General features: G+C 71.8%; 24 protein-coding genes. 14 read left to right on the top strand and 10 right to left on the bottom strand.

The window, feature by feature from the left end; genetic code table 11:
- Nucleotides 1–35: 35 nt before the first annotated feature.
- A complete protein-coding gene (locus tag ACIQJT_RS25895; RefSeq protein ID WP_402647707.1) occupies nt 36–419 on the bottom strand; it encodes a tetratricopeptide repeat protein in 384 nt (127 codons plus the stop codon).
- Nucleotides 420–1,007 (bottom strand): hypothetical protein, encoded by a 588-nt coding sequence (locus ACIQJT_RS25890; protein WP_402647246.1) that lies wholly within the window; start codon nt 1,005–1,007, stop codon nt 420–422.
- A 152-nt stretch (nt 1,008–1,159) separates the two neighbouring features.
- On the opposite strand from ACIQJT_RS25890, the gene ACIQJT_RS25885 reads away from it, so the two are divergent.
- The 3 genes from ACIQJT_RS25885 to ACIQJT_RS25875 all read left to right on the top strand — a co-directional run bounded on the left by ACIQJT_RS25885 (nt 1,160) and on the right by ACIQJT_RS25875 (nt 3,401).
- Nucleotides 1,160–1,570 (top strand): carboxymuconolactone decarboxylase family protein, encoded by a 411-nt coding sequence (locus ACIQJT_RS25885; protein WP_402647243.1) that lies wholly within the window; start codon nt 1,160–1,162, stop codon nt 1,568–1,570.
- Nucleotides 1,571–1,987: 417 nt separating this feature from the next.
- The gene (locus ACIQJT_RS25880) at nt 1,988–2,467 is read left to right on the top strand and encodes an iron chaperone (protein ID WP_402647240.1); all 480 of its coding nucleotides are present in this window, start codon (nt 1,988–1,990) and stop codon (nt 2,465–2,467) included.
- Between the two features lie 37 nt (nt 2,468–2,504).
- Complete coding sequence (locus ACIQJT_RS25875) at nt 2,505–3,401, top strand: PfkB family carbohydrate kinase (protein ID WP_402647237.1); 897 nt, start codon at nt 2,505–2,507, stop codon at nt 3,399–3,401.
- A gap of 86 nt (nt 3,402–3,487) precedes the next feature.
- On the opposite strand, the gene ACIQJT_RS25870 is transcribed toward ACIQJT_RS25875, so the two are convergent.
- A complete protein-coding gene (locus ACIQJT_RS25870; RefSeq protein ID WP_086723861.1) occupies nt 3,488–3,664 on the bottom strand; it encodes a hypothetical protein in 177 nt (58 codons plus the stop codon).
- Between the two features lie 316 nt (nt 3,665–3,980).
- Here ACIQJT_RS25870 and ACIQJT_RS25865 point away from each other — a divergent pair, with 316 nt between their 5' ends.
- The 3 genes from ACIQJT_RS25865 to ACIQJT_RS25855 all read left to right on the top strand — a co-directional run bounded on the left by ACIQJT_RS25865 (nt 3,981) and on the right by ACIQJT_RS25855 (nt 12,302).
- Nucleotides 3,981–9,179, top strand: a complete 5,199-nt coding sequence (locus ACIQJT_RS25865) for a family 43 glycosylhydrolase (RefSeq protein WP_402647234.1) — start codon at nt 3,981–3,983, stop codon at nt 9,177–9,179.
- A gap of 208 nt (nt 9,180–9,387) precedes the next feature.
- The gene (locus ACIQJT_RS25860) at nt 9,388–11,031 is read left to right on the top strand and encodes a glycosyl hydrolase family 28-related protein (RefSeq protein WP_402647231.1); all 1,644 of its coding nucleotides are present in this window, start codon (nt 9,388–9,390) and stop codon (nt 11,029–11,031) included.
- On the top strand, nt 11,028–12,302 hold the full coding sequence (locus tag ACIQJT_RS25855; RefSeq protein ID WP_402647229.1) for an alginate lyase family protein: 1,275 nt from the start codon (nt 11,028–11,030) through the stop codon (nt 12,300–12,302). Before ACIQJT_RS25860 ends, ACIQJT_RS25855 begins: the two co-directional genes overlap by 4 nt.
- A 9-nt stretch (nt 12,303–12,311) precedes the next feature.
- Here the strand turns inward: ACIQJT_RS25855 and ACIQJT_RS25850 are convergent, their stop codons facing one another.
- Nucleotides 12,312–13,529, bottom strand: a complete 1,218-nt coding sequence (locus tag ACIQJT_RS25850) for a glycoside hydrolase family 88 protein (RefSeq protein ID WP_402647226.1) — start codon at nt 13,527–13,529, stop codon at nt 12,312–12,314.
- A gap of 35 nt (nt 13,530–13,564) precedes the next feature.
- Here ACIQJT_RS25850 and ACIQJT_RS25845 point away from each other — a divergent pair, with 35 nt between their 5' ends.
- The gene (locus tag ACIQJT_RS25845) at nt 13,565–13,834 is read left to right on the top strand and encodes a hypothetical protein (protein WP_402647223.1); all 270 of its coding nucleotides are present in this window, start codon (nt 13,565–13,567) and stop codon (nt 13,832–13,834) included.
- Between the two features lie 39 nt (nt 13,835–13,873).
- Here ACIQJT_RS25845 and ACIQJT_RS25840 read toward each other — a convergent pair whose 3' ends face one another.
- Nucleotides 13,874–14,686 carry an SAM-dependent methyltransferase gene (locus tag ACIQJT_RS25840; RefSeq protein ID WP_365460701.1) on the bottom strand — a complete coding sequence of 271 codons (813 nt, stop codon included), beginning with the start codon at nt 14,684–14,686 and terminating at the stop codon, nt 13,874–13,876.
- 159 nt (nt 14,687–14,845) lie between these two features.
- On the opposite strand from ACIQJT_RS25840, the gene ACIQJT_RS25835 reads away from it, so the two are divergent.
- The gene (locus ACIQJT_RS25835) at nt 14,846–16,153 is read left to right on the top strand and encodes a PP2C family protein-serine/threonine phosphatase (RefSeq protein WP_402647219.1); all 1,308 of its coding nucleotides are present in this window, start codon (nt 14,846–14,848) and stop codon (nt 16,151–16,153) included.
- 1 nt (nt 16,154) lies between these two features.
- Here ACIQJT_RS25835 and ACIQJT_RS25830 read toward each other — a convergent pair whose 3' ends face one another.
- Nucleotides 16,155–16,553 carry an ATP-binding protein gene (locus ACIQJT_RS25830; protein ID WP_053848787.1) on the bottom strand — a complete coding sequence of 133 codons (399 nt, stop codon included), beginning with the start codon at nt 16,551–16,553 and terminating at the stop codon, nt 16,155–16,157.
- Nucleotides 16,554–16,857: 304 nt separating this feature from the next.
- On the opposite strand from ACIQJT_RS25830, the gene ACIQJT_RS25825 reads away from it, so the two are divergent.
- The 3 genes from ACIQJT_RS25825 (at nt 16,858) to ACIQJT_RS25815 (ending at nt 18,875) form a co-directional block, all read left to right on the top strand.
- On the top strand, nt 16,858–17,733 hold the full coding sequence (locus tag ACIQJT_RS25825; RefSeq protein WP_365460697.1) for a helix-turn-helix transcriptional regulator: 876 nt from the start codon (nt 16,858–16,860) through the stop codon (nt 17,731–17,733).
- Nucleotides 17,730–17,981: a DUF397 domain-containing protein gene (locus tag ACIQJT_RS25820; RefSeq protein ID WP_020138266.1), complete on the top strand. Its 252-nt coding sequence runs from the start codon at nt 17,730–17,732 to the stop codon at nt 17,979–17,981. The genes ACIQJT_RS25825 and ACIQJT_RS25820 overlap by 4 nt, the downstream gene beginning before the upstream one ends.
- 75 nt (nt 17,982–18,056) lie before the next feature.
- Nucleotides 18,057–18,875 carry an SAM-dependent methyltransferase gene (locus ACIQJT_RS25815; RefSeq protein ID WP_402647217.1) on the top strand — a complete coding sequence of 273 codons (819 nt, stop codon included), beginning with the start codon at nt 18,057–18,059 and terminating at the stop codon, nt 18,873–18,875.
- A 68-nt stretch (nt 18,876–18,943) separates the two neighbouring features.
- Here ACIQJT_RS25815 and ACIQJT_RS25810 read toward each other — a convergent pair whose 3' ends face one another.
- Nucleotides 18,944–19,825, bottom strand: coding sequence for an NAD(P)-dependent oxidoreductase (locus tag ACIQJT_RS25810; protein ID WP_402647214.1), 882 nt, complete (start codon nt 19,823–19,825; stop codon nt 18,944–18,946).
- Nucleotides 19,826–19,921: 96 nt separating this feature from the next.
- Between ACIQJT_RS25810 and ACIQJT_RS25805 the strand changes: the two genes are divergently transcribed.
- Nucleotides 19,922–20,257, top strand: a complete 336-nt coding sequence (locus ACIQJT_RS25805) for a winged helix-turn-helix transcriptional regulator (RefSeq protein ID WP_402647211.1) — start codon at nt 19,922–19,924, stop codon at nt 20,255–20,257.
- A gap of 43 nt (nt 20,258–20,300) precedes the next feature.
- The gene (locus ACIQJT_RS25800) at nt 20,301–21,041 is read left to right on the top strand and encodes an SDR family NAD(P)-dependent oxidoreductase (protein ID WP_402647207.1); all 741 of its coding nucleotides are present in this window, start codon (nt 20,301–20,303) and stop codon (nt 21,039–21,041) included.
- A gap of 51 nt (nt 21,042–21,092) precedes the next feature.
- Here the strand turns inward: ACIQJT_RS25800 and ACIQJT_RS25795 are convergent, their stop codons facing one another.
- The 3 genes from ACIQJT_RS25795 to ACIQJT_RS25785 are packed head-to-tail and all read right to left on the bottom strand — an operon-like array spanning nt 21,093 to nt 25,361.
- Entirely contained in the window at nt 21,093–21,785 is a 693-nt protein-coding gene (locus tag ACIQJT_RS25795) for a response regulator (protein ID WP_402647204.1), read from the bottom strand.
- Nucleotides 21,782–23,107 (bottom strand): histidine kinase, encoded by a 1,326-nt coding sequence (locus tag ACIQJT_RS25790; RefSeq protein WP_365460685.1) that lies wholly within the window; start codon nt 23,105–23,107, stop codon nt 21,782–21,784. Before ACIQJT_RS25790 ends, ACIQJT_RS25795 begins: the two co-directional genes overlap by 4 nt.
- 7 nt (nt 23,108–23,114) lie before the next feature.
- On the bottom strand, nt 23,115–25,361 hold the full coding sequence (locus tag ACIQJT_RS25785) for an MMPL family transporter (protein ID WP_402647201.1): 2,247 nt from the start codon (nt 25,359–25,361) through the stop codon (nt 23,115–23,117).
- Nucleotides 25,362–25,610: 249 nt separating this feature from the next.
- Between ACIQJT_RS25785 and ACIQJT_RS25780 the strand changes: the two genes are divergently transcribed.
- Nucleotides 25,611–26,312 carry a GNAT family N-acetyltransferase gene (locus ACIQJT_RS25780; protein WP_402647199.1) on the top strand — a complete coding sequence of 234 codons (702 nt, stop codon included), beginning with the start codon at nt 25,611–25,613 and terminating at the stop codon, nt 26,310–26,312.
- Nucleotides 26,313–26,329: the final 17 nt, after the last annotated feature.

The raw sequence follows: 26,329 nt of genomic DNA, 5'->3' as shown, positions 1-26,329 counted from the left end.
TGACGGCCCCCACGGCTCTCACGACTCCACGACTCTCACGGCTGAGGCCCGCCACGACCCTTCGGCGCCCCACGCCGGACGCCCGCCCAGGAGCCCGGCAGCACCGCCCGCCCCGCCGCCCGGTGCTCGTCCGCGGCCGTCGGGTCCGTGGCGTCTAGCACGGCCGCGATGCCCTCGTGGGCCTGGGCCTCCGCGTGGCGGTAGCCGAGCTTCGGGGCCAGCCCCAGGGCCTGGCGGTGGAGGCGCAGGGCCTGGTCGGGCAGGCCCGCGAGGCGGCAGGTCTCGCCGTAGGCGCTGAGGAAGTGGATCTTCCAGTGCTCCTCGAACAGCTCGTCCAGCAGCGCGAACGCCTGCTCGTGGCTCGCCAGCGCCTCCTCGTGGCGGCCCGTCTGGCGCAGGACGACGCCGAGGCAGTTCAGTCACCACGCCTCGTTGTGCTTGTGACCGTCCTCCCGGGCCAGCGCGAGCGCCCGGTGCAGGTGCGCCACGGCCGCGTCGGGGTCCTCGTGGGCGACGGCCACGCCCAGCGTGATCAGCGCCGTCAGGGTGGGCGGCCGCGTCCCGTCGGCATGCGGGATCTCCAGCGCCGTACGGGCCAACTGCGCGGCTTCGTCGCGGTGCCCGAGTTGCAGCAGCGCCCAGGCCTCGCACGCGGTCGCGTGTGCCGTGCCCATGGGGCAGTCGGCGTCCGCGTACAGCTTCCCGGCCAGCCGGAACAGGCCGAGCGGCTCCTCGACATGACCTTGGTCCCAGCTCAAGTACCCCCGCCGCATGGTCAGTTCGGCCTCCGCGCGCAGGTCACCCGCCCGCAGGACCAGCGGTGCCGCCGCCTCGTACGCGGCACCGGCCTCCGCCATGCGGCCCGCGTTGTACCGGGCGAAGCCCAAGTCGCTGTGAGCTTGCGCGAGTTGGAGGGGATCGTCGAGGCGTTGCGCGGCGGCCAGGGATCGTTCGAAGAGGCCGTTGAGCATGGTGGTGCCGCAGCGCCGCGCGAAGTACGCCCGCATGAAGCGCGGCAGTTCGCACAGATGGCGGTCGGCTCCGGCGTCCTCCGCCGCCTCGAACGCGGCCAGCAGGTTCAGGTACTCGGTGCCGAACCAGACGAGGGCCGCGATCTTGTCGTGGAATACAGAACCCCACCGTCGTACTGTCCGACGCGATGCAGCCCATCCAGCAGCTCATGAAGACCGTGCACTCCGGTGGGGTCGACGCGCAGACGCTGGAGCTGGTGCATCTGCGGGTCAGTCAGATCAACGGGTGCAGCGCGTGTGTCGACGGCGGTGCCCGGACGGCCCGCAAGACAGGGGTGAGCGAGGAGCGGCTGGCCACGGTCGCCGCGTGGCGGGAGGCCCCCTACTTTTCCGAGGAGGAGCGGGCGGCGCTCGCGCTGGCCGAGGCGGCGACCCGCCTCGCCGACCGTCCCGACGCGGTGGGCGACGAGGTGTGGGACACGGCCGCCACCTACTTCGACGAGAAGCAGCTCGCCGCGCTCGTCCTGATGGTGGGCGTCACGAACCTGTTCAACCGGCTCAACGCCACGACCCGGCAGATCGCCGGCGCCTGGGGGTGAACACCCCGGCCCGGGCCGCTTGCGCGAGACTGCGGACAGGGAGCAGGGGCGCGGGCCAATGGCCCGGGGGCCGGGGCCTAGTGGCCGGGGGCCAAGGGCCGGGGCAGCGGCAGGGAGCCAGGGGCCCGGGAGCCGGGGGGCCGGGGGGCCGGGGGGGCCGGGGCCGGGGAGCCGAGACCCGGGGCCAGGCACCAGGAGTCGGAGCCCGGGAGCCAAGGGTCGTAGCCCGGGAGCTAGGGGCCGGGGAGCCAAGGGTCGTACCCCGGGAGCCGGGGTACGGAGCCGGGAGCTAGGGGCCGGGGAGCCGGGGCCAGGAGCCGAGGCCCAGGGGCCAGGCCACAGGGGCCGATAACGCTGCCGCACCCCCACCACTCGATGAAGATGTATCCATCCGCTCGTGGACCAGGAGGAACCGTCATGAAGGACACCCAGAGGACCGCCCGGCGTGCGACCGCGGCCGCCAAGAGGACCGAGACGTTCACCGACGAGGAGCGCGCCGCGATGAAGGAGCGCGCCCAGGAGGTCAAGGCGTCGGCGCGGCGCGGCTCGCGTGCCGACAAGGCGGCGGAGGACGAGGCCGCCGTGGTCGCGAAGATCGCCGAGATGCAGGACACGGACCGGGTCATGGCCGAGCGGATCCACGCCGTCGTCAAGGCGAGCGCCCCGGACCTGGCGCCCAAGCTCTGGTACGGGATGCCCGCCTACGCCAAGGACGGCAAGGTCGTCTGCTTCTTCCAGAGTGCCCAGAAGTTCAACGCGCGGTACGCGACCTTCGGCTTCGACGACAAGGCGAACCTCGACGAGGGCACGATGTGGCCGACCGCCTTCGCGCTCACGAAGCTGACCGCGGCCGACGAGGAGCGGATCGGCGAGCTGCTGAAGAGGGCGGCGGGCTGAGACGCCGAGGGCCGCGAGCGGGAAGGGGTGACAGAGGGTGAAGCCGACGAACAGCCGACGTCCTGGAGGGCTGTTCGTCGGCCTGTGCACGCTCGACGTCGTCCAGCTCGTGGATCACGTACCGTGCGCCGACGGGAAGTTGACGGCTCGTCAGCAGGTGGTGGCGGCGGGCGGCCCGGCGGCGAACGCGGCCGTGACCTTCAGCCACCTGGGTGGCACGGCAAGGCTGCTGACCGGGATCGGCTCCCATCCGCTGGGAGTCGCAGCCGCGGCCGATCTGCGCGAACTGGGCGTGGAAATCTGGGACTTGGCGGCCGGCCGCGTCGCACCGCCCGCCGTGTCGTCCATCCTCGTCACCGAGTCGACCGGGGACCGTGCCGTCGCGTCGACCAACGCGAGCGGGCACCGGCTCACGCCACCGGACGACCTCGGCGCGCTGGTGGCCGCCTGCGACATCGTCGAGTTCGACGGCCACCACATGGAGCTGGCGACGGCGACCGCCGCCCTCGCCCGTGCCGCCGGCCGGCGGACCGTTCTGGACGGGGGCAGTTGGAAGGCCGGAACGGAGCGACTGCTGCCCCTGGTCGACGTGGCCGTCTGCTCGGACGCTTTCCGGCCGCCCGGCACCCGGACCCCGGCCGATGTCCTGCGGTTCCTCGCGGACCACGGGGTGGTGTGGTCGGCGGTCAGTCGCGGAGGGCAGCCCATCGAGTGGGCGGGCCCGGGCGGCGGAGGCTCCGTGGACGTACCCCCGGTCCGGGTCGCGGACACGCTGGGCGCGGGCGACGTGCTCCACGGGGCACTCGCCCATCACCTCGCCGCACAGGGGCCTTTGAGCCCTCGCTGCTTCGCGGAGGCCCTGCGCGCCGCGGCCGCGGTGGCCTCACGGGCGTGTGCCTCGTTCGGCACCCGGGCCTGGCTTAAGGGCCCGTGACACACATCCGGTTCCTCGGTCCGGTCGCGCCCGCACGCCGGAACGGGGCGGCCCCTCGCCGGAGGCCGCCCCGTTTCTGACAAGGCTCACGACCTGCGGCCCCGCACGTTCCACCCGCTGCCGATGCCGGCCAGGTGCAGCGCGAGCACCATCAGGCCGAGCAGCATGATGTTCGTCGACGTGAAGGTGTCATTGGTCGATATGTCCGCCGCGTTGATCAGAAAGGAGATGAAGAACAGGACCGCGGAGATGATGGCCAGCATGGGTGTCCATCCCTTCGGATGACTGTGGTCATTGACGCCCCGTGCCCCTCGAATGCCCCCAACTTGTCGGAGCATGCCGACCGTTGAGAAGGCGGAAGCCACGCGTTCGACTGGTCGGTCATCGTTCGAAACCTCTTGACGATGCCACGGGACCCGGCTGACACTCTCGCAACACGACGTCACACGGCCGAAACGGCAGGGTGCCCAAGGCCGAGGCCCCGCCACACCTCGCACCCCCCACGCTTCACGCCTCCACGCCTCCACGCCTCCACGCCTCCACGCCTCCACGCCTCCACGCCTCAGCAGGGAACCCCACATGACGTATCTCGCACGTCCGCGCGCCCGCGCGAGACGCCGGGCGGGCCGCTTCGCCGCTCTGACCACCGCGTCACTGCTCCTGGGCCTCGCCGCACCCCTGGTCCCCGCCCAGGCGGCGGGGACGGCCGACCTCACCGACGGACTGGCCCTCTGGTACAAGCTGGACGGCGCCTCCGGCACCACCGTCACCGACGCCTCCGGTCACGGCCGCGACGGCACGGTGAACGGCACCGCCGACTGGTCGGACCCCGCACGCGGGCTCGCCTTCAACGGCTCCGACACCTACATCGAGGTGCCGGACGACGTGATGAAGGGCATGGCCTCCATCACGGTCTCCACGGACGTGCTGATCGACTCCACCCAGAGCACGCCCTACTTCCTCTACGGCTTCGGCAACTCCAGCGGCGGCAACGGCAACGGATACCTCTTCGCCACCGGCAGCCCCCTGCGCACCTCGATCGCGAGCGGCAACTGGTCCACCGAGCAGACCACCAAGCCCTCCGACGCGCACAACCTCACGCGCGCGGTGTGGAAGCAGCTCACCTACACCCAGACCGGCACCACCGGTGTCCTGTACGAGGACGGCGTCGAGGTCGGCCGCAACACGGCGGTCACCCTCACACCCGGCTCCATCGGGTCCGGCACCACCACCGCCAACTACATCGGCAGGTCCGTGTACTCCGGCGACAAGCTCTTCAAGGGCCGCATCCGCGACTTCCGCGTATACGACCGGGCCCTCGCCGCCTCCGAGGTCGAGCAGCTCTCCCTCCCCGTCGCCGTCCAGGGCGTCGCCGACGACAGGGCCGCACTGAGCCTCGGCGACACCGGCGCGGTCACGGCCGATCTGGACCTGCCGAGGACCGGAGCGGCGGGCGGGTCCACCATCACCTGGGCCAGCGACAACACGGACGTGGTGAGCGGCGCCGGCAAGGTGACCCGCCCCGCCGCCGGTCAGCCGGAGGGCCACGCCACGCTCACGGCGACCCTCAAGAAGGGTCCGGTGACCGACACCAAGAGCTTCGAGGTCACGGTCCTGCCGGACTTCGACGACGAGTCGGCCGTCCGGCAGGCCGCCCGGGCGCTCGGCGTCCACAACCTCGACGACGTACGCGGCAATCTCACCCTCCCCACCGAGGGCGACCACGGCACCGCCGTCTCCTGGTCCTCCGCCGACGAGCAGGTCATCGGGGACGACGGCGTGGTCCACCGCCCCGCGCACGGTGCCGGCACCACCACCGTCGAGCTGACCGCCACGGTCACCAAGGGCGACGCGAAGGCCACCCGCGTCCTCACCGCGAAGGTCCCCGAACTCCCCGCGGACCAGGCCCTCAAGGGCTACATGTTCAGCTACTTCACCGGCGAGGGCACCTCGGACGGTGAGCAGCTCTACGCGGCGCTCAGCAAGGGCGACGACCCCCTGAAGTGGCGGGAGCTGAACGACGGCAAGCCAGTCCTGACCTCCACGCTCGGCGAGAAGGGCCTGCGGGACCCGTTCATCATCCGCTCCCCCGAGGGCGACAAGTTCTACCAGATCGCCACCGACCTGAGGATCTACGGCAACGGCGACTGGGACGCGTCCCAGCGCACCGGCAGCAAGTCCATCATGGTCTGGGAGTCCACCGACCTGGTGCACTGGACGAACCAGCGGCTGGTCAAGGTCTCCCCCGACAGCGCGGGCAACACCTGGGCGCCGGAAGCGTTCTACGACGCGGAACTGGGCGAGTACGTGGTCTTCTGGGCGTCGAAGCTGTACGACAACGACGCGCACTCGGGCGACACGTACAACCGCATGATGTACGCGACCACCCGCGACTTCTACACCTTCAGCGAGCCCAGGGTGTGGGTCGACCGCGGCTACTCGGTCATCGACTCCACGATGATCCAGCACGACGGCACCTACTACCGGCTGTCGAAGGACGAGCGGAACAACACCTCCTCCACGCCCAACAGCAAGTTCATCTTCGAGGAGAAGAGCGACTCGATCCTGGGATCGTGGACCCCGGTCGCCGAGGGCATCGGCAAGGGCGCGATGAGCGCCGCCGAGGGGCCGCTGGTCTTCAAGTCGAACACCGAGGACAAGTGGTACGCCTTCCTCGACGAGTTCGGCGGCCGCGGCTACCTCCCCTTCGAGACGACCGACCTCGACTCCGGCGACTGGACCCCGGTCGCCGACTACGACCTGCCGGCCAGGCCCCGCCACGGCACCGTGCTGCCGGTCACCCAGGCCGAGTACGACCGGCTGCTGCGGGCCTACCAGCCCGACCAACTCGTGCAGGGCGTCGAGGGCATCGAGGTGAAGACGCGGATCGGTCAGGCACCGGTTCTGCCGGCCACGGTGATCGCCACCTACGCCGACGGCATCAGGCGTCCCGTCGCCGTCACCTGGGAGGACGTCCCGGCGTCGCAGTACGCCCAGGCGGGCACCTTCCAGGTCACCGGCAGCCTGCCGGACGGCGCCGCGATCCCGGTCCGGGCCGAGGTCACGGTCTCCGAGGAGGGCCCCGACGTCCCGGTCGACCTGCTCTTGCACTACGGCTTCGACGAGTCGGGCGGCAGCATCGCGGTCGACTCCAGCGGCCACGGCCACCACGGCACCTATGCCGGTACGCCGGCCTTCGGCACCGGCGTGCGGGGCGGCTCCTTCGCGATGTCGGGAGACGCGACCGGATCGCCGTACGTCAGGATCCCGAACGGTGTGCTGAAGGGCGCCGACAGCGTGACGGTGTCGACCTTCGCCAAGTGGAAGGGCGGCAGCAGCTTCCAGTGGCTGTTCGGGCTCGGTCCGGACAGTGACAGGTATCTGTTCGCCACTCCCTCCAACGGCGGCAACAGCCTCTACTCGGCCATCACCAAGGCGAGTTGGTCGGCGGAGTCGAAGCTGACGGCCGGATCGCGGCTCACGCCCGGCGAGTGGCGGCACGTCACCGTCACCCTCGACGGGGCGACCGGCACGCTGGTCCTCTACGTCGACGGCGTCGAGGCGGCCCGTACGACGACCGGCGTCAAGCCGTCCGAGCTGTACGACGCGCACAAGGACTACAGCGGCTACATCGGCAGGTCCCTGTACTCGGCCGACCCGTACTTCGGCGGTGAGGTCGACGACTTCCGCGTCTACGGCCGGGCCCTCACGGCCGCGGAGGTCATGGAACTCAGCGGCAACACCGCGGGCATCGCCAAGGCCGCGCACCCGGAGCTGAAGGTCGACGCCCTCGTCGACAACGCGGCCGGCAAGGTCACTCTGCCGATGAAGGAGGGCACCGATCTCACCGCGCTGGCACCGGAGTTCACCCTCGCGCACGGGGCGGCGATCAGCCCCGCCTCCGGCAGCGTGCAGGACTTCAGCAAGCCGGTGACGTACGAGGTGACCGGGTCCGACGGCAAGAAGCGCACCTGGACGGTCTCGGCACTGATCATGAGGAGCCCGGTGCTGCCGGGCCTCAACGCCGACCCGAACATCGTGCGCTTCGGCGACACCTTCTACCTCTATCCGACGACCGACGGCTTCGAGGGCTGGAGCGGCACGCGGTTCACGGCGTACTCCTCCACCGACCTGGTCCACTGGAAGGACCACGGCGTCATCCTCGACCTCGGTCCCGACGTCTCGTGGGCGGACAGCAGGGCCTGGGCGCCGACGATCGCCGAGAAGGACGGGAAGTACTACTTCTACTTCTGCGCCGACGCCAACATCGGTGTCGCGGTGTCGGACTCGCCGACCGGTCCGTTCAAGGACGCGTTGGGTCAACCACTGGTGAAAGCGGGCCTGTTCAGCGGCCAGATGATCGACCCGGCCGTGTTCACCGACGACGACGGGCAGTCGTATCTCTACTGGGGCAACGGGCACGCGTACGTGGCACCCCTGAACGCCGACATGACCTCCGTCGACCTCACGAGGACGAAGGACATCACACCCAGCGGCTACAACGAGGGCTCGTTCGTCATCAAGCGGGCCGGCACCTACTACCTCATGTGGTCGGAGAACGACACCCGCGACGAGAACTACCGCGTCGCCTACGCCACCGGCCGCTCCCCCACCGGACCGTGGACCGAGCGGGGCGTGATCCTGGAGAAGGACCTCTCGCTCGGCATCAAGGGGACCGGGCACCACTCGGTCGTCCAGGTGCCGGACACCGACGACTGGTACATCGCCTACCACCGGTTCGCGGTCCCCGGCGGGGACGGCACCCACCGTGAAACCACCGTCGACAGGCTGGAGTTCGGCTCGGACGGTCTGATCAAGAAGGTCGTGCCCACCCTGACCGGCATCGACCCGGTGACCGTCGTCCGCGCCGGTCCGGACGGCAGCGGCAAGGAAGGCGACCCGATCGAGCTGAACGGCACGATCTCCGGTGCGGGCACGCCGAGTTGGACCGTCGAGGAGGGAGCGCCCTGCGCCTTCGCCGACGCCGGGGCCGCGAAGACCACGCTCACCTGCACCGACGACGGCACCTACACGGTCACCCTCACAGGGGGCCGCAGCAGGGACAGGGCGACGGTGACGGTGGCCAACGCGGCGCCCGCCCTGGTCTCGGCCGCGGGACCACGGTCCCCGCTGCCGGCAGGCGGGCGCGCGGTCGTCACCGCCGAGTTCACCGACCCGGGCGCGCGCGACACCCACACCTGCGTGGTCGACTGGAAGGACGGCAGCCCGCCGCGGTCCGGCACGGTCACCACCTCCGGCTGCCGCGCCGAGCACACCTACGCCGAGGCGGGCATCCGCCGTCCGGTGATCACGGTGACGGACGACGACGGCGCCTCGGACGGCAGGACGCTTCCCGAACTGATCGTCCACGACCGCTCCGCCGGTCCCGCGCTCGGTGCCGGTGTCCTCACCTCCCGGGCCGGCTCCTACCCCGCCGAGTCGGACCTGACGGGCAAGGCCGCGTTCTCCTTCGCCGCGGCCTACCTGCCCGGAGCGGTCGCGCCCGTCGGTCAGGTCTCCTTCGACTTCGGCAGGGCCGGGCTGAAGTTCCGTTCCACCGGCTCCGACTGGCTCGTGGTCAACGGCTCGCAGGCCGTGCACCAGGGCTCCGGCACGGTCAACGGCGGGAGCGGATACGGCTTCCGCCTCACCGCCACCGATGATCCGGACACCTTCCACCTCCGGATCTGGAAGAAGTCCGGCGGCGAGGTCGTCTACGACAACGCCACCGGCTCGAAGGTCACCGGGTTCATCTCCGTCGGCGGCAGCCGCCGCTAGTTCACCCCACCGGGCCCCGTCGACAAGCACCGTGTCGGCGGGGCTTCCCGTGTGCACTGTTTCAGGGACATCACCCAGCAATCCCTGCCCGACCTCTTTCGCGCGCCACGACCTCATGGCATTCTCACCGCTCGACGCACTCATGAACGATGTTCTCATCCATGAACACCCACGGGAAGGGTGATCCGCCATGAAGGACCCGAATGTCATGCGCATGAGTAGACGCTCCCTGCTGGGAGGCGCCGTCGCCGTCGCAGTGGGCGCCGGCCCGGCATCGGCGGTCGAGGCGGCACCGCTGTGGCGGGAGTTCCGCCGCACCCCCTTCACCCATCCGCAGATCCCGTACGTCGGCCGCGCCGGCTGCCACAGCGGAGCGGCACGCCTGCCACGCCGCCGAGTCGTCGCCGACGTACGCGACTTCGGAGCCGTGGCGGACGGGACGACCGACTCCGCCCCCGCGATCAACCGTGCCGTCGCCGCTGCCGGAAGGGCCGGCGGCGGCACGGTCACCATCCCGCCGGGCACGTTCCGCATCGACGACGTGATCCGCGTGGACCACTCGAACGTCGTCCTCAAGGGCGCCGGCAGCGGTCGTACGACCTTGTACGCGCCCAGGAACCTCACCGAGCTCATCGGGCCGTACGGCTCGCGCTACGGCGGGGACAAGTCGTCGTGGTCCTGGGCCGGCGGCCTCATCTGGCTTGCGCCCCGGGCCCGTTGGGAGTCGCTCGTCGCAGCGATCCGGACCAGGGCGTGGCCGTTCGAGGGGTGGACGGGCAACCGGCGCGACGAGTGGCGGCCGCTCACCGCGGTCGCCCCCGCACGGCAGGGCGCCTGGACGGTGACGGTCGCCGACGCCTCCTCGCTGCGTCCCGGCTCCCTGGTCCTCCTCCGCCTCTCGGACGACGCGGACCACACCCTCCTGGAGCACATGTGCGGCGGCGGTCCCGGGCCCGAGGCCTACTTCTGGGACGACAAGACGAAGCTGACGTCGTACGTGCCCTACGAGTGGCCCGTCCGCGTCACCCGCGTCCACGGCCGGAAGGTCACCCTGGAACGCCCCCTCCCGCTCGACCTGCGCCCCGAGTGGTCCCCGCAACTGACCACACACGTCCAGGAGTTGACCGGTTCGGGCGTCGAGGGCCTGACCCTGGAGGCGCCCGACGTCCCGCAGCAGCCGCACCTGCTCGACCGGGGCCACAACGGCGTCGTGCTCCAGTGCGCCTACGACTGCTGGGTGGACGACGTGACGGTCCGTCATGTCGACAACGGCTTCGGCCTGGTGGCCGCGTCCGCGTGCACCCTGCGCCGCACCCGCGTGGCGGGCCGCGGCTCCCACCACCCCTACTTCTGCCGCGAGGGCTCGCACGACAACCTCGTCGAGGACTTCACGATCGAGGAGCGCACCAGCCCCGCGCCCGCGGGCACCCAACTGCACGGCATCAACGTCGAGGGACTGTCGTCGTACAACGTCTGGTCGCGCGGCGACATGCGGATGGGCACCTTCGACAGCCACCGCGGCCTGCCCTTCGCCAACGTCCGCACCGACATCACCGTCGACAACAACGGCCGCCACGGCGGAGACGCCAGTGCGGGGCCCCTGTTCGGCGCCCGGTTCACCCACTGGAACATCCGCGTCACCAACGGCCGTGCGGGGCTGGTGCGGATCGACGGGCTGGCGCCGTACTCCGCGACCGTCGGGATCGACGAGGTCAGGGAGTTCGACCAGACCGACGTCCCGGACTTCACCGGCGACCTGCACACGCGCCTGGAGCTGTACGGCAGTCCGGGCGCGGTGCGCCCACGGAACCTGTACGAGGCCCAGCGCCGGCTGAACGGAGTGGACCGATGAGCGCGCGCCGCCGCCGGCCCCTCGTCCTGTTGACCGTTCTCGCCGCGTTTCTCGCCGCGTTCGCCACCGGGCTCAGCGCCCCTGCGTCGGCACGGACCGCGCCCCCGCACACCACCGTCCTGGACGGCATCCGGATGCAGCAGACAAAAGCCCGGCTCGATCGCGGTGACCGGCAACTCCGAGATGCTGTGCGGACGTTGACGGCCCGCGCCGACAAGTGGCTGGACCAGGGCCCCTGGACCGTCGTCGACAAGCCGCGCCCTGCTCCCGGCGGCGACGTCCACGACTACCTCAGCCAGGCCCCGTACTGGTGGCCCTCCCGGAGCCCCACCGCCGACAACCCGTGGGGCTGCCCGTACGTCCAGCGGGACGGCGAGCGCAACCCCGAGGTCGACTCCGGCACGGACCGCCAGGACGTCGAGAAGACCTTCGACTCCGCCTACGACCTCTCCCTCGCCTGGTACTACACCGGCGAGCAGCGGTACGCGCGCAAGGCCGGGCAGGTGCTGCGCACATGGTTCCTCGACCCGGCCACGCGCATGAACCCCAACCTGGACCACGCGCAGTTCATCCCGTGCAAGTACGACGGCCGGGCCATCGGCATCATCGACTTCTCCCAGTCGTACACCAGCGTCCTGGACGCGCTCGCCCTGCTGGACACCGGCGCTCCGGGATGGACCGGGAAGGACCGCACCGGCATGGCACGCTGGAACAGCGCCTTCCTCGACTGGCTCGTGGACAGCGACTTCGGCAAGCAGGAAAGCGCCGCCACCAACAACCACGGCACCTTCTACGACCTGTTGCTCGCCGGCCTGGCCCACGCGACCGGTGACCGGGCCCTGGCTCGCCGCACGGTCCTGGACGCCCGGAGCAGGCGCATCGCACCGCAGATCGCGGCCGACGGCAGCCAGCCCCAGGAGCTGACCCGCACCCGGAGCTGGCACTACTCCACCTTCGACCTGGTCGCCTACACCAGGCTCGCCGCCATCGGGCGACACGTCGGTGTCGATCTGTGGGCCTGGCAGGGGCCGGACGGGCAGAGCGTGTTCAAGGCCGTGGACTACCTGCTGCCCGCCGCGACCGGGGCGGCCGCGTGGCCGCATCCGGAGCTGGAGTTCCACCGGTACGCGGCGACCGACGTCGTGCACGCGGCCGCGGACGCGGGGGACGCGCAGGCGCGGAGGGCCGTTCCGTCGCTGGAGGCGCCGCCGGGTGGTGACCTGTGGGCGCTGCGTCCGGCGGCGGAACAGCTCGACTCCATCGCGGGGTGAGGGCCGCCGTCAGGGGGTCGTGGGCAGCATGGACAGGTCGATCGCCCGGTCGACGTCCTGCGGCAGCAGTACCCGCAGGATGCCCTCGAGCAGGTAGTAGTCGGCGTACGGCAGCGAGATCTCGATGCCGTCCTCGGCGGGCCGGTTACGGGTGCAGCGGGCGACGACCGCGTCCGCCCGGGCCGAGTTCCTGGTCAGGCAGGTCTCCGCCAGCGCGGTGAGCAGCCGTAGCGCCACGGTCCGGTACGCGCTCCTGCCACTGGCCGCGGCCAGGTCGAGCAGACCGCAGGCCAGGATGGCGCCGGCCGACGCGTCCTTGATGTCGTACGGCTGCTGCGGCGCCCGGTAGTCCCACACCGGGACGTGGTCCGGGCCGAGCGCCCGCACCGCGAAGTCGGCGAGTCTGCGGGCGGTGTCCAGGAACTGCGGGTCGCCGGTGCGCCGGTACATGGTGGTGAAGCCGTAGACGCCCCAGGCCTGGCCGCGCGACCAGCAGGAGGTGGGGCTGTAGCCCTGGACCGTGGCCGGGCCTACGGGGGCACCGCTGTCCGGGTCGAAGTCGTAGACGTGCGGGGTCGAGCCGTCGGGGCGCGGGAAGACCCGGCGGGCGGTCCTCGCGTGCTCCACGGCGATGTCCAGGTACGTGGACTCGCCCGTCTCGCGGCTCGCGAAGGCCAGCAGGTCGAGGTTCATCATCGTGTCGATGATGACGCGGCCCGCGTTGTTCGGATCGTCCAGCGCACCCCAGGCGCGCAGGAAGCGCCCGCGCGGGTTGTAGCGCCGGATGAGGGAGTCGGCCGCCTCCACGGCGCCCGCGCGCCAGCTGTCGTCCCCGGTCAGCCGCCAGGCGGTGACCCAGGACGGGTAGAAGAGGAAACCGAGGTCGTGGGTGCCGGTGTCGAAGCGGCGCGGGGCCAGCTTCCGCGCGGAGGCCAGAGCCAGGGTGCGGAAGTCGTCGTCCTTGCTGTACAGCCATGCCATCCACAGGGTGCCGGGCCAGAACCCGCCGACCCAGTCGCCGTTCTGCGAGTAGGTCCACTTCTCGAACTTCGTCCCGACGGGGAAGGCGGTCACGGTCGGCGCGACCGTGCGGAGCTTCTCGACGGCGTAGTCGGCGGCCTCGCGGAGGATGCGCAGGTTCGGTGCGGCCACGGCAGGGGCCGCGGCGCCGCCGGTCACCGCGACTCCGGTCGCCGTGGCCAACACGGTACGGCGGGAAACAGTCATGCTCGCGCCTCCAACTCGATTACAAGGCAAGGGAGTTGACCGAGCGTGACACAGCGGTGGCATGGCTGTACACCCACGTGAGCAATGTTCAAGAGTGTGAACAATGTGCGGCCGCAGGCGGCACCGGCAAACGCCTGGTCCTGCTCGACCGCTTCATCACGGACAACGGCGGCAGCCGACTGGACGCGGGCGAGATCAACACCCGCCGGTACATGCTGGATTGCGCCCACCGGGGTGGACGTGAGCGCGACCGTCCGGTCAGCTTCGTCGCCGTCGACCCCGCGACGATCGGGGACGTCCGCTGAACGTGCCGTCGGGACGCTGCCGTGCCGTCAGTGCCCCCGTCAGCCGCTCTTGCGGCCGACGCCCGCGTACACCCAGTACTCCGACGGGTTCTCCGGGACGTCCTCACCCTCGTCCGGGCGCCACAACGGGACGTGGACCAGGCCGGGTTCCGCCAGGTCGAACCCGGCGAACAGAGCCTGGATCTCGTCGTGGGTGCGGGCCGTGACGGGTGAGGTGGCCCGGGAGCGGTAGAGCTGGGTGACCGCGGCGGCCGTGTCGGGGCGGTGCTGGTTGGTGGCGTGGGACAGGGCCAGCCAGCTTCCCTCGGGCAGGGCGTCGCGGAAGGCGGCGACGATGCCGGCCGGGTTCTCCTCGGGTGTGACGAAGTGCAGGATCGCGACCATGAGCACGGCGACCGGCTGGTCGAAGTCGATCAGCTTGCGCACCTGCGGTGCGGACAGGACGTCGGCCGGCCGCCGGATGTCGGCGTCGACGATGTCGGCGCGCGGGTTGTCGGCGAGCAGGGTGGTGCTGTGGGCGACGGCCACCGGGTCCTTGTCGACGTAGACCACCCGGGACTCCGGATGCGCGGACTGGGCCACCTCGTGGACGTTGCCCTGCGTCGGGATCCCCGAGCCCAGGTCGATGAACTGGCGCACCCCGGCATCGGCCAGGAACCGGACGGCCCGGCCGAGGAAGGCGCGGTTGGCCCGGGCCAGCGCCCGCACCTGGGGGTCGATGGCCGTGACGGCCGCGACCGCCTCCCGGTCGATGGCGAAGTTGTGCTCCCCGCCCAGCAGGGCGTCGTACATCCGGGCTACGCTCGCCTTGTCCGGATCGGTCCCGGGCGGCAGAGCATCCCTGTCGGTCACCAGAACGTCCCTTCCCACCAAGCTACTTGACGCTCCATCATATAGTTGCCCTGCGAGCTTCGGCGATCCATCGCGCCGGGCGCCCGGACCCCCACCCGGAAAGGCATCACGACCCTGCGGAACAAACCGCACAGCCGCTCCGACGACACCCCCACCGTCATGCCCCAGCCCCGCCGCTCGGTCTTCTCCCCCGCCGCCGACGTCATCGGCTCCGAGCTCGACCTGGGACTGACCGGCAGCCATGTCGTGCACGCGCTGACGCCCGGCTTCTGCGACGCGGCGTCGCTGTACCTGCTGGAGCGGTGGCGCCGCGAGGAGACCACGTACGCCGGCGGGGACCCCGCCCAGGTCGAGGCGCGCCGGCTGGCCCTGCGCGTGGGCACGGACGCGCCCGAGTCGTGGGAACGCACCCTGCCGGTCGGCGAGGTGCTCGTCTTTCCCCGCGAGACGCCGTACGCCCGCGCGCTGGTCGACGGGCACGCCCAGTTGCTGGACGCGGTCGACGACCACACCGCCGAGCGGCTCGCCGCCTCCGCCGACGAGGACGCGCGCATCGGCGAACTCCTCAAGACCCGCTCCTTCCTCGTGGTGCCGCTGCGGCTGCGGGGCGGGGCGATCGGCTTCGTGGCCTGCTCCCGCGGACCGGACCGCGGGCCGTTCCTGACCGCCGAGGTCGCGGCGGTGGAGTCGCTGGCCGCGCGGGCCTCGGTCGCCCTGGACAACGCACGCCGCTACGAGCACGAGCGGCGCACCGCCCTGGCCATCCGCAACAGCCTGCTGCCGGGCACGATCCAGGAGGGCGCGGGCTGCCGCATCGCCCACGGCTCGCTGCCCGCCGGACAGGGCTCGATCATCGGCGGTGACTGGTTCGACGTGCTGAGACGGCCGGACGACCGGGTCAGCCTGATCGTCGGGGACGCCATGGGGCACGGCCCGGAGTCCGCCGTGGCGATGATCCAGCTGCGTACCGCCGTCCGCACGCTGGCCGGCCTCGACATCCCGGCGGCCGATCTCGTACGACGGCTCGACGCGCTCGCCAGCGACACCCCGGGCGCCTCCTTCGCGACCTGCATCTACGCCGAGTGGGACCCCCGGCACCGCACCTGCACCCTGGTGGGCGCCGGACATCCGCCCCCGCTGCTGCGCGGGCCGGACGGGCGCACCGCTCCGGTGACGCTGGCCGGTGCGGGCCTGCCGCTCGGCCTCGCCGCGGGCACCTACGAGCCGACCGTGCTGCACATCGACGACCCGGCGCTGCTCGTGCTCTACAGCGACGGCCTGGTCGAGTCCCGGGACGCCGACATAGACCACGAGATCGCCCGTCTCGCCCAGGCCCTCGACACGGCGGCCGTCGACCACGATCCGCTCCCCTCCCTGTGCCGGCGGCTGCTGCACGCCCCCTCCGATCCGGCCGGCGCGGACGACCGGACCCTTCTGCTCGCCGAACTCACTCCGTACAAGGACTAGTTCAGGCCATCAGGTTCGCCCAGACGGCGTTGCCGCCGGTGAGTCTCGACCGGTCCACCCCCCAGGTGTCGGCGAGTTCCTCCACCAGGAACAGTCCGCGTCCGCCCTCGTCGTCGAGGCCCGCCCGGCAGCGGCGGAGTGTGGGACCCGAACGGTCGTGGTCGTGCACCTCCAGCCGCAGGATGCCGTCGGTGACCAGTCCGATGCCGCACAGGATGCGGGCGCTGAGGGTGTGGCACACGGCGTTGGTGGCCAGTTCGGACAGCAGCAGGACGGCGTCCGAGCGCAGTTCGCCCGGCAGGCTCCAGGACTTGAGCCGGTTTCCGACGGAGCGGCGGGCGACCCCGACGCTGGAGCGGTGCGCGGGGAGTTCGATCCAGTGGGTTCGTTCCTGGTCCACGGCGTCTAACAACTGAGGGGACGAGGTCGTGTGGGGGGACACGGTGTTGGCCTTCCGTGGGGGCGGCGGCGCGGCCGGGCGAGACGCTTCGGGGGCAAGGGCTTGCCAACCTGCCCGAGGATAGGGGCGGTTGACGTCACTGTGCGCGCGTTCGGCGGCACGGTTCACACAAGTAACTATGCTCGCACCCAAGTTCAACCTGCAACCAGCTCCCTGATAATTTCAGAAAGCCGATATCCAACTGGTCGCGTCAGCAAGTCGCTGTCAGACTCGTGGCGGTGACAGCCCCTCAGGAGGTCAGGACGTGAGCGAAGGCCGTACGGGCACCGGTGGCACCAGTGCCCCCACCGTGCTGCGCATGATCCTGGGCCGGCGGTTGCAGGAGCGCCGGCAGGGCGCGGGGGCCTCGCTGGAGGACGCCGCCAAGGCGCTCCGGGTGACGTCCCTGACCATCCGCCGCCTGGAGAAGGCCGAGGTCGCCCTCAAGCCGCTCTATGTGGAGAAGCTGCTGGAGACCTACGGGGCCGACCGGCAGGAGATCGACGAGTTCGTCGTCCTCGCCGAGCGGGCCAACGAGCCCGGCTGGTGGCACACCTACCGGGACGTCCTGCCGAACTGGTTCAGCGCCTACGTCAGCCTGGAGGCCGGCGCCAGGACCTTGCGCACCTACGAACCCCACTACGTCACGGGGCTGTTGCAGACCCACGCCTACGCCCGCGGAGTCCTGCGCGGCGGTTTCCCCCACGAGGCCGACGAGGACCTCTCCCGGCGGGTGGACCTGCGGCTGCGCCGCCAGAGCCTGCTGGAGAGACCCGACGCGCCCACGCTGTGGGTGGTGATGGAAGAGGCCGTACTGCACCGGGTGGTCGGCGGCCCCGAGGTCATGCGGGAGCAGATCGAACGGCTCCTGGAGGTCTCGGAGCTGGAGCACGTCAGCGTCGACGTCGTGCCGTTCACGGCAGGCGCCCACGTGGGCGCGTGCGCCCCGTTCACCTACTTCCGCTTCGAGGAGCCGGAGCTGCCGGACATCGTCTACACCGAGGTCCTCTCCGGCGCGATGTACCTGGACCAGCGCTCCGACGTGGCGGCGCACCTGGAGGCGCACAACCGCATGTCCCTGCTGACCTCGGACGCGGACAGCAAGACACTCCTGAACCGCATGCGCAAGGAGTACTCATGACCAGCACCGACTGTCACGTCTACAACGGGATGCCGGCCGCCGAACTCGGCGAGCAGGGCTGGGAGTCCCCGTGGAGCGGACCCAACGGCGGCCAGTGCGTGCAGACCAAGCTCCTGGCCGACGGCCGGGTGGCGCTGCGGCAGTCGACCGACCCGGCCGGGCCCGCGCTGATCTACACCCCGCAGGAGATCGCCGCGTTCGTTGCGGGCGTCAAGCGGGGTCTCGCCGACCACCTCACGGCCGGCTGAACCACGACCCGAGCCGGACCTGCCCCGGCAGCGACCTGCCCGACACCCCCACGCACACCACCTGAAAGGGACAGGATGACCAACTCCCACGCCGCGCGGGAGATCGACACCAGCCGGCCGCACTCCGCCCGCATGTACGACTACTACCTCGGCGGCAAGGACCACTTCGACGTCGACAAGCAGGCGGCCGAGACCGTCGCGTCCACCTACCCCGGCATCTTCACGTGCGCCCGTGAGATCCGCTCCTTCATGCACCGGGCCACCCGGGTCCTGGCGCGGGAGTACGGCGTCCGCCAGTGGCTGGACATCGGCACCGGCATCCCCACCGAGCCGAACCTGCACCAGGTCGCGCAGTCCGTGGCGCCCGAGGCCCGGGTGGTCTACGCCGACAACGACCCCCTGGTGCTCAAGTACGCCGAGCGCCTGATGCGCAACACGCCCGAGGGCCGCACGGCGTACGTCCAGGGCGACTTCACCGACCCCGAGGCGATCCTCAGCTCCCCCGAACTGGCCAGGACCCTCGACCTGGACCGGCCCGTGGCCCTGTCTCTCAACGCCATCCTGCACTTCGTGCCGGACGACTGGGACCCGTACGGCATCGTCTCCCGCCTCATGGACGCCCTGCCGTCGGGCAGCGCGCTGGCCGTGAGCCACTGCACGGGCGACTTCGCCCCGGAGCTGTGGGAGAAGCTCGTCGGCATCTACGCCGCCGCCGGCACCCGGGCCCAGGTCCGCAGCCAGACGGAGGTCGCCCGCTTCTTCAAAGGGCTCGACCTGCTCGAGCCCGGCATCTCCCTGACCCACCGCTGGCGCCCCGACGACCCCCAGGGCACGGGCCCGGAGCTCACCGACGCCGAGGTCAGCGCGTGGGCCGGGGTGGGCATCAAGCCGTGACGCGGCGCCGGCCGCGCGGGAGCCGGGGTGCACCCGCACGGCCGGACGGCCCGGGCGGTCGGCGGCCGTCAGCGGATCAGCAGGTCGATCACACCCGTCAGGTCCTCCTCCCCGCTGCCCTCGGCCAGCCGACGGCGCATCAACGCGAAGTAGGGGCTGAGGAGTTCCGGGCTGACGCCCTGCTGCTCGGCGGTGCTCAGGAAGGTCGGCGTCCCGGCCACCTGCATGGCGAGGCTGGAGACGACACCCTGGGTGTAGTCGCCGCTCCGGAGCTGGTCGGCGGTCCGGTGCACGGCCGGGGTCATCGCGGCGAGCCAGTCGGCCAGCAGCGGGGCGAAGGACGCGGGGTCGATGTCCTCCTTGCGGATCAGGGCGAAGGCGTGTGCGGCTCCGGCGAACATGCCGTACATGGCGCTGAGCAGGGCCACGTCGTGCAGCGCCGCGAAGCCCGCGTCCCGGCCGACGTACACGGTGCCGGCCGGCACCCCCAGCGTCTCCCGGTGCCGGTCGAACAGGTCCTGGGAGCCGCTGTAGAGGACGTAGCCGCCCGCCTCCGGGACTCCGATCATCGGCGGGACGGCCATGATCCCGCCGTCCAGGTAGCGGGCGCCGCGCTCCTCGGCCCACGCCGCGCGGGCGCGGGCCTGGGCGGGGGTGCCCGTGGTGAGATTGACCAGGTCCCGGCCGGCCAGGTCGGTACCGGCCAGCGCCTCCTCGACCGAGGCGTCGTCCAACAGACAGACGACGACCAGGGAGTTCGCGGCGACGGCTTCGGCGGCGCTGTCCGCGACCTTCGCGCCCTCGTCGGCAAGTGGCGTGCTGCGGGCCGGAGTTCGGTTCCAGACGGTGAGGGGATGGCCGGCGGCCAGCCAGGCACGGGCCAGTGCGGTGCCCATCGCGCCGAGGCCCAGCAGGGAGGCGGAGGTCTTCTCGAGGGTGTTCTGTGTCATGCCGATCAGGCTGGTCACAGCCGGGTGGGTGATCAAGTACGCACTTCGGAGTGGGTGGTTACCCCGGGGTGAGCGAGCAGGTCGGAGGGGTGGGGCATGGCGACGCTGAACCGGCCCGGTGCGCCGGACGGACACATCTGCGGGATCGACACCGCGATGGAGGTGATCGGCGGCAAGTGGAAGGTGCTGATCCTCTGGGCGCTGCACGAGCAACCTTGCCGCCGCTTCGGCGAGCTGCGCCGGCTGCTTCCGGGGATCACCGAGAAGGTGCTCGCCTCCCATCTGCGCGAGCTGGAGTCGGACGGCGTGGTGCACCGCGTCTCCTACGACGAGGTGCCGCCCCGCGTCGAGTACTCGCTGACCGAGGACGGCGAACGCCTCAACGACGCGCTCCAGCCGCTGGCCGCCTGGGGACGCGGACGGTCGGCCTGACCCCAGGACGGTCCACGGGCGGGTCGTGACACGATCCACTGTCATGAACATCGAAGCGGGAGACCGGCCCGTCGCCCTGGTCACCGGGTCCACGTCGGGGATCGGCGAGGCCGTCGCACGGCGGCTCGCGGCGGACGGGACCCGGGTCGTCGTGCACTCGCGGCGCAGCGCGGAGGCCGGACGGGCGCTGGCGGAGGAGCTCGGCGGCCACTATCTCCAGGCGGATCTCGGCGTCGAGGAGGAGGCCCGGGAACTGGTCGGAAGGGCACTGGACCACTTCGGGCGGCTGGACGTGCTGGTGAACAACGCGGGCATCAGCTGGCCGATCCCGCACGCGGACCTCGCCGCGGCCACCGCGGAGGACTGGCGGCGGCTGCTGGAGGTCAACCTCATCGCGCCCTGGGTGCTGTGCACGGCGGCCCTCCCGGCGCTGCGGCGGTCCCCGGGAGGCGGCTGCATCGTCAACATCACCAGCCACGCCGGCGTACGGCCCAAGGGGTCCTCGGTGCCGTACGCGGCGAGCAAGGCGGCGCTGAACCACGTGACCCGGCTGCTCGCGGCCGCGCTCGGGCCCGATGTCCGGGTGAACGCGGTGGCCCCCGGCCTCGTTGACACGCCGATGACGAAGGACTGGGCGCAGGCGCACGAACTGTGGCGGGACCGCGCGCCGATGCGCCGCCCGGCCCGGCCCGCCGACGTGGCCGACCTGGTGGCGTCGGTGATCGGCAGCGGCTATCTGACCGGCGAGGTGATCGTGCTCGACGGTGGCCTGAACCTGACCTGAGCACCTGCTCGCGGGGTCACGCGATCCAGCCCGGTCAGGCAGCGTGCGGTACTACGGCCGGTGGTCGGTGCCGCCGCCGGGAGCGGCCTGGACCAGGCCCGTGCGGTAGGCGATGACGACGAGTTGGGCCCGGTCACGGGCGTCGAGTTTCGTCATGGCGCGCTGCACGTGGGCGCGGACGGTGAAGGGGCTGAGGAACATCCGCTCGGCGATCTCCTGGTTGGACAGGCCGGTCGCGACCAGGGCCACCATCTCGCGTTCGCGCGGGGTGAGCACGGCGAGCCGTTCCGGGTGGTGCGAGGGGACGTCCTCGGGTGTGGCGAGGAAGCGGGCGACCAGGGAGCGGGTCGCTGCGGGCGACAGCAGGGTGTCGCCGTCGGCGATCGTCCGTACGGCGGTGAGCAGGTCCTCGGCGCCGATGCCCTTGCCGATGAAGCCGCCGGCCCCGGCGCGAAGGGCTTGGGCGACGTACTCGTCGGTCTCGTACGTGGTCAGGATCAGGATGCGGCTGGCCCGCAGTTCGGGGTCCGCGCAGATCTGTGACGTGGCGGTGAGGCCGTCCACCTCGGGCATGCGGATGTCCATGACCACCACGTCCGGGCGCAGTTCCCGGGTGAGCCGCACCGCCTCCCGTCCGTCGGCGGCCTCACCGACCACGGTGATGTCGTCGGCGGAGTCGAGAAGCATCCGGAAGGCGCTGCGCAGCAGCGCCTGGTCGTCGGCGAGCAGCACCCTGAGCGTCACCGCGCCTCCTCCGTCCTTCCGTCGTCGCTGACCTCGTGGGGCGTCCGCCCCTGGACGGCCGTTGCCGCTTCTTCCGTGGGCGGGGTGTCCTTGGCGGGCGGGAGGGGCAGCCGGGCGGAGACGAGGAAGCCGCCTTCCGGGCGCCTGCCCGCGGAGAGGTGTCCCCCGACCGCGGTGGCGCGTTCCCGCATCCCGATCAGACCGTAGCCGGGCGACCGGTCGGCCACCGTGGACCCGGTCCGGCCGGCAGCCGCAGTGGACGCCGCCCCCGTCGTGCGGGCGCCTCCTCCGTCGTCGGCGACGGTGATCGTCAGCCAGTCATGGCTCCAGACGAGGCCCACCCGCGCGGTGCCGGTCCCTGCATGCTTGGTCACGTTGGTCAGGGCCTCCTGGAGGATGCGGTAGGCGGTGAGGTCCGCACCCGGCGGCAGCGGCCTGGCCGTGCCCTCCTCACCGACCGACACCTCCAGACCCGCACGGCGGAAGGATTCCAGGAGGGTGGGCAGCCGGGACAGCCCGGGCGCCGGTTCGGCGGGCGCGGCCGTGTCCCCGGACTGGCGGAGCAGCCCGACGGTGGCCCGCAGGTCGTCGAGGGCGTCGCTGGTGGTCGCGACGAGTTCGTGGAGGCTCTTGCGGGTCTGCTCCGGGCGGGTGTCGAAGAGGTGGGCGGCGACCGTGGCCTGCGCGTTGGCCAGGGTGATCTGATGGGCCACCAGGTCGTGCAGTTCCCGGGCGATGCGCACCCGTTCCTCGGCCACCCTGCGACGCGCCTCGCTGTCCCGGCTCTGCTCCGCCCGCAGGGCCCGCTCCTCCATGGCCGCCAGGTAGGCCCGCCGGTTCTGCACCGAGCGCCCCAGTACGCCGGCCACCAGAGGGAACGCCGCCACCGCACCCACCCTGCTCGCGTCCCGCCACGACAGGGCCCCGAACAAGGGGGTCGAGGCGGCCAGCAGCGCCGCGGAGATGAGCGCCACCGCGGTCACCGCGCGCCGTTCGGTGCGCGCGGTGAGCGAGTAGGAGTAGGCGGTGATCACGGCGGGGGCCGCGATGAGGGGGCTGAGCAGCAGGCCGAGGAACGGCCCCAGTACGGCGCTCCCGGTGGTGACCGCCATGGCCGTGCGGGGCGCCCGGTGCCGTACCGGAAGCACGGCACAGGACACCACGGCGACGAGATAGGCGGCGGCGGACGGCGGTGACAGCGTGCTGCCGTCTTCCTGCACGACTCCCCCGAACAGACAGATCGCGAACGCCGCCGCCGTGACCGCTCCCTCCCGCCACCGCCTGCCGCGTGGTCGCGGGCCACCGCCACCCGTGTGCGTCATGGCCGGCTCAGTCCCGGCCGACGGGAAGTCGCCGTACCCCGCCCTCGGGTCCGGCCGCTGAGGCCGCGGGGGCCGGGACGCGCCCGCTCAGTGCCTCACCCTCGATGTCCACGTTCGGCAGCACGCGGTTCAGGATACGGGGCAGCCACCAGGCCCGGCGGCCGAGCAGGGCCAGGACCGCGGGGGCGATCGCCATCCGGACCACGAAGGCGTCGAAGGCGACGGCGGCGGCCAGGCCGACTCCCATGGTCTGGATGGTCGGGTTGTGCATCCCGATGAACCCGGCGAACACGCTCACCATGATGATCGCCGCCGCTGCCACCACCCGTCCGCTGTGCCGGAACCCGTGGACGATGGCTTCGCCGGAGGACGCGCCGTGCACGTAGGCCTCCCGCACGCGGGTGAACAGGAAGACCTCGTAGTCCATGGCGAGGCCGAACACGATGCCGATGATGAGGATCGGCATCAGGGACATGACGGGTCCGGTCTGTTCGATGCCGATCAGGTCCGCCGCCCAGCCCCACTGGAAGACGGCGACGAGGACGCCGAAGGCCGCGCCCACCGACAGCAGGAAGCCGAGGGCCGCCTTGACCGGGACCAGGAACGAACGGAAGACCACCGTCAGCAGGAGCACCGCGAGACCGATGACCACGCTCAGATAGGGGACGAGGGCGTCGGACATGGCCTCGGAGATGTCGATGTTCAGCGCGGTGGTGCCGGTCACGAAGACGGCCGCGCCCGTGGTGGCCTCGACGCCCGGGACCGCGCCCCTGATCGCGTGCACCAGGTCCTTCGTCTCAGCGCTGTTCGGCGCGGTCCGCGGGACGGCGGTGAGTACGGCGGTGTCCTTCGCCCGGTCGAGCACCGGCTCGCCGACGGACGCCACCCCGTCCACCGACCCTACGGTCCGGGTGACCAGGTCCGTGGTGGACCGGGGGTCCTTGGCCTTCGACATGTCGACGACCACGGTCAACGGGCCGTTGAAGCCGGGGCCGAACCCTTCCGACAGCAGGTCGTAGGCGCGGCGCTGGGTGGTCTCCACCGACTTGGACTCGTCTCCGGGCAGCCCGAGTTCGAGGCTCAGCGCCGGCAGGGCCACCGCGCCGAGTCCGAGCCCGGCGACCATCAGCACGGCCACCGGCCGGCGCAGCACGAACCGCGCCCAGCGGGTGCCGAGCCCGGCCCGAGCGGTCGTGTCGGGCACCGGGGGCGTACCGCCGCGCCGACCCGCCTTCCGGACCGTGCGGGAGAGCACCCTGCGGCCGAAGAAGCCGAACAGCGCGGGGACCAGGGTCAGGGCGACGAGTACGGCGAGGGCCACGGCACCGGCGCCGCCCAGGCCCATCTTGGTGAGCTCGGGGATGCCGACGACCCCCAGGCCGACCAGGGCGATGACGACGGTCGCGCCGGCGAAGACCACCGCCGATCCGGCCGTGCCCACCGCCCGGCCGGCGGCCTCCTCCGGTTCGCTGCCCCGGGCCCGCTCGTCACGGAAGCGGGAGGTGATGAAGAGCGCGTAGTCGATGCCGACCGCCAGCCCCAGCATCAGGGTCAGGATGGCGACCGTGGACGTCAGGCCCAGCGGCACGGTCAGCGCGGAGACCAGGCCGAAGGCGATGGCCACGCCCACGAACGCGGTCAGCAGCGAGAGCCCGGCGGCGACCAGCGAGCCGAGGGCGAGGACCAGCACCACGGCCGCCACCGAAACGCCGATGAGCTCGGTCGTCCCGCCCAGCTCCTCCTCCGCGTCCAGGGCGGAGCCGCCGATCTCCACGGTCAGCCCCGCGTCCCGGGCCCGGTCGGCGGCGTCCTCGAGGGCGCTCTTCGTGGGCGCGGTCAGATCGACGGCGTCCGCGGTGTAGGTGATCGTGGAGTAGGCGATGGTGCCGTCCTCGCTGACGGCACCGGTCGTGTAGGGATCGGTGGCCGACTCCACCTGCCGGCCCTGGTCGAGCGTGTCCACGGCGTCCTCCACGGCCGCCTTGTTCGCCTCGGCCGTCACCCGCTGTCCGGCCGGGGCCCGGAACACCAGGCGGGCTTCGGCGCCTTGGGCGTTGCTCTGCGGGAAGCGCTCGTCCAGCAGGTCGAACGCCTGCTGCGACTCGGTACCGGGCATGGCGAGGTCCTCGTCCTCGCCGGCCGGCGCCAGGGCGGCCGCGGCGACGGCCAGCAGCAGGGCACCGAGCCACAGACCGCCCACGAGCCGGCGTCGCCGGAAGGCCCACCGTCCGATCCGGTAGAGATAAGTAGCCACCTGTCGATCACTCCAGACGCCGCTAGGCAAGGGAAACGTGCGGGATCCGCACGTCTGCAACCCTTCCTTCCGGCGCCCCGCCGGACATCGTCCTGCGTCGCCGACCCGCCCTGGTTCCCCCGGACCAGCCGCCCACGGGTCCTGGTGCGTACGCACCAGACGGCGCCGCGAGCCCGCGGGCGCGGCGAGTTCCAAGGGCGGCATAGCATTTCCGCGTAGCCGGCGTCGCTCCGAGAAAGGCACAGCACGATGACGAGCGGGGATGCGGCCGTACTCGACGATCCGGTGGGGTCGTCCCTGCGGGGGCGGCATACGGGCCTGGCCCGCCGGCACGGTCGTGCCGCCGCCTATCTGCCGGACGTCGCGACCTTCGCCGCCGTGTCCCCCGTTCCGCAGGCGGCGGACTGGGACGACCTGGCACGGCTGCTGGGCCCGGGTGCCTTCGCCGACCTGTTCAGCGGCGAGGGCACCCCGCCGCCGGACTGGGCGCCGGTTTTCACCCTCGAAGGACGTCAGATGATCCGGTCCGGCACCGGCCTCTTGGGCCTCTCCGACCCCGCCCGCACCGGTGTGGTGGAACTGGGCGAAGCCGACGTGCCCGAGATGCTCGACCTCGTCGAGCGGACCCGGCCGGGGCCGTTCCTGCCGCGCACCCATGAACTCGGCACCTACCTGGGCATCCGCGCCGGCGGCAGGCTCGTCGCCATGGCGGGCGAACGGCTCCGGCCGCCCGGCTGGGCCGAGATCAGCGCCGTCTGCACGGCCCCCGAGGCACGCGGACAGGGCCACGCCGCCCGCCTGCTGAACGTGCTCACCGCACGCATCCTGGCCCGCGGCGAACGCCCCTTCCTGCACGTGGCCGAGGAGAACACCGCCGCGATCGCGCTCTACGGACGGCTCGGCTTCGAGACCCGCAGGCATGTGACCTTCCGCGGCTTCCGCACGCCCTGAGGCTCACCGGGCTGACG

Origin of the sequence: Streptomyces sp. NPDC091972, from assembly GCF_044756385.1 — a bacterium.
Classification (GTDB): domain Bacteria; phylum Actinomycetota; class Actinomycetes; order Streptomycetales; family Streptomycetaceae; genus Streptomyces.
This window is presented reverse-complemented; position numbering and strand designations above follow the sequence as displayed.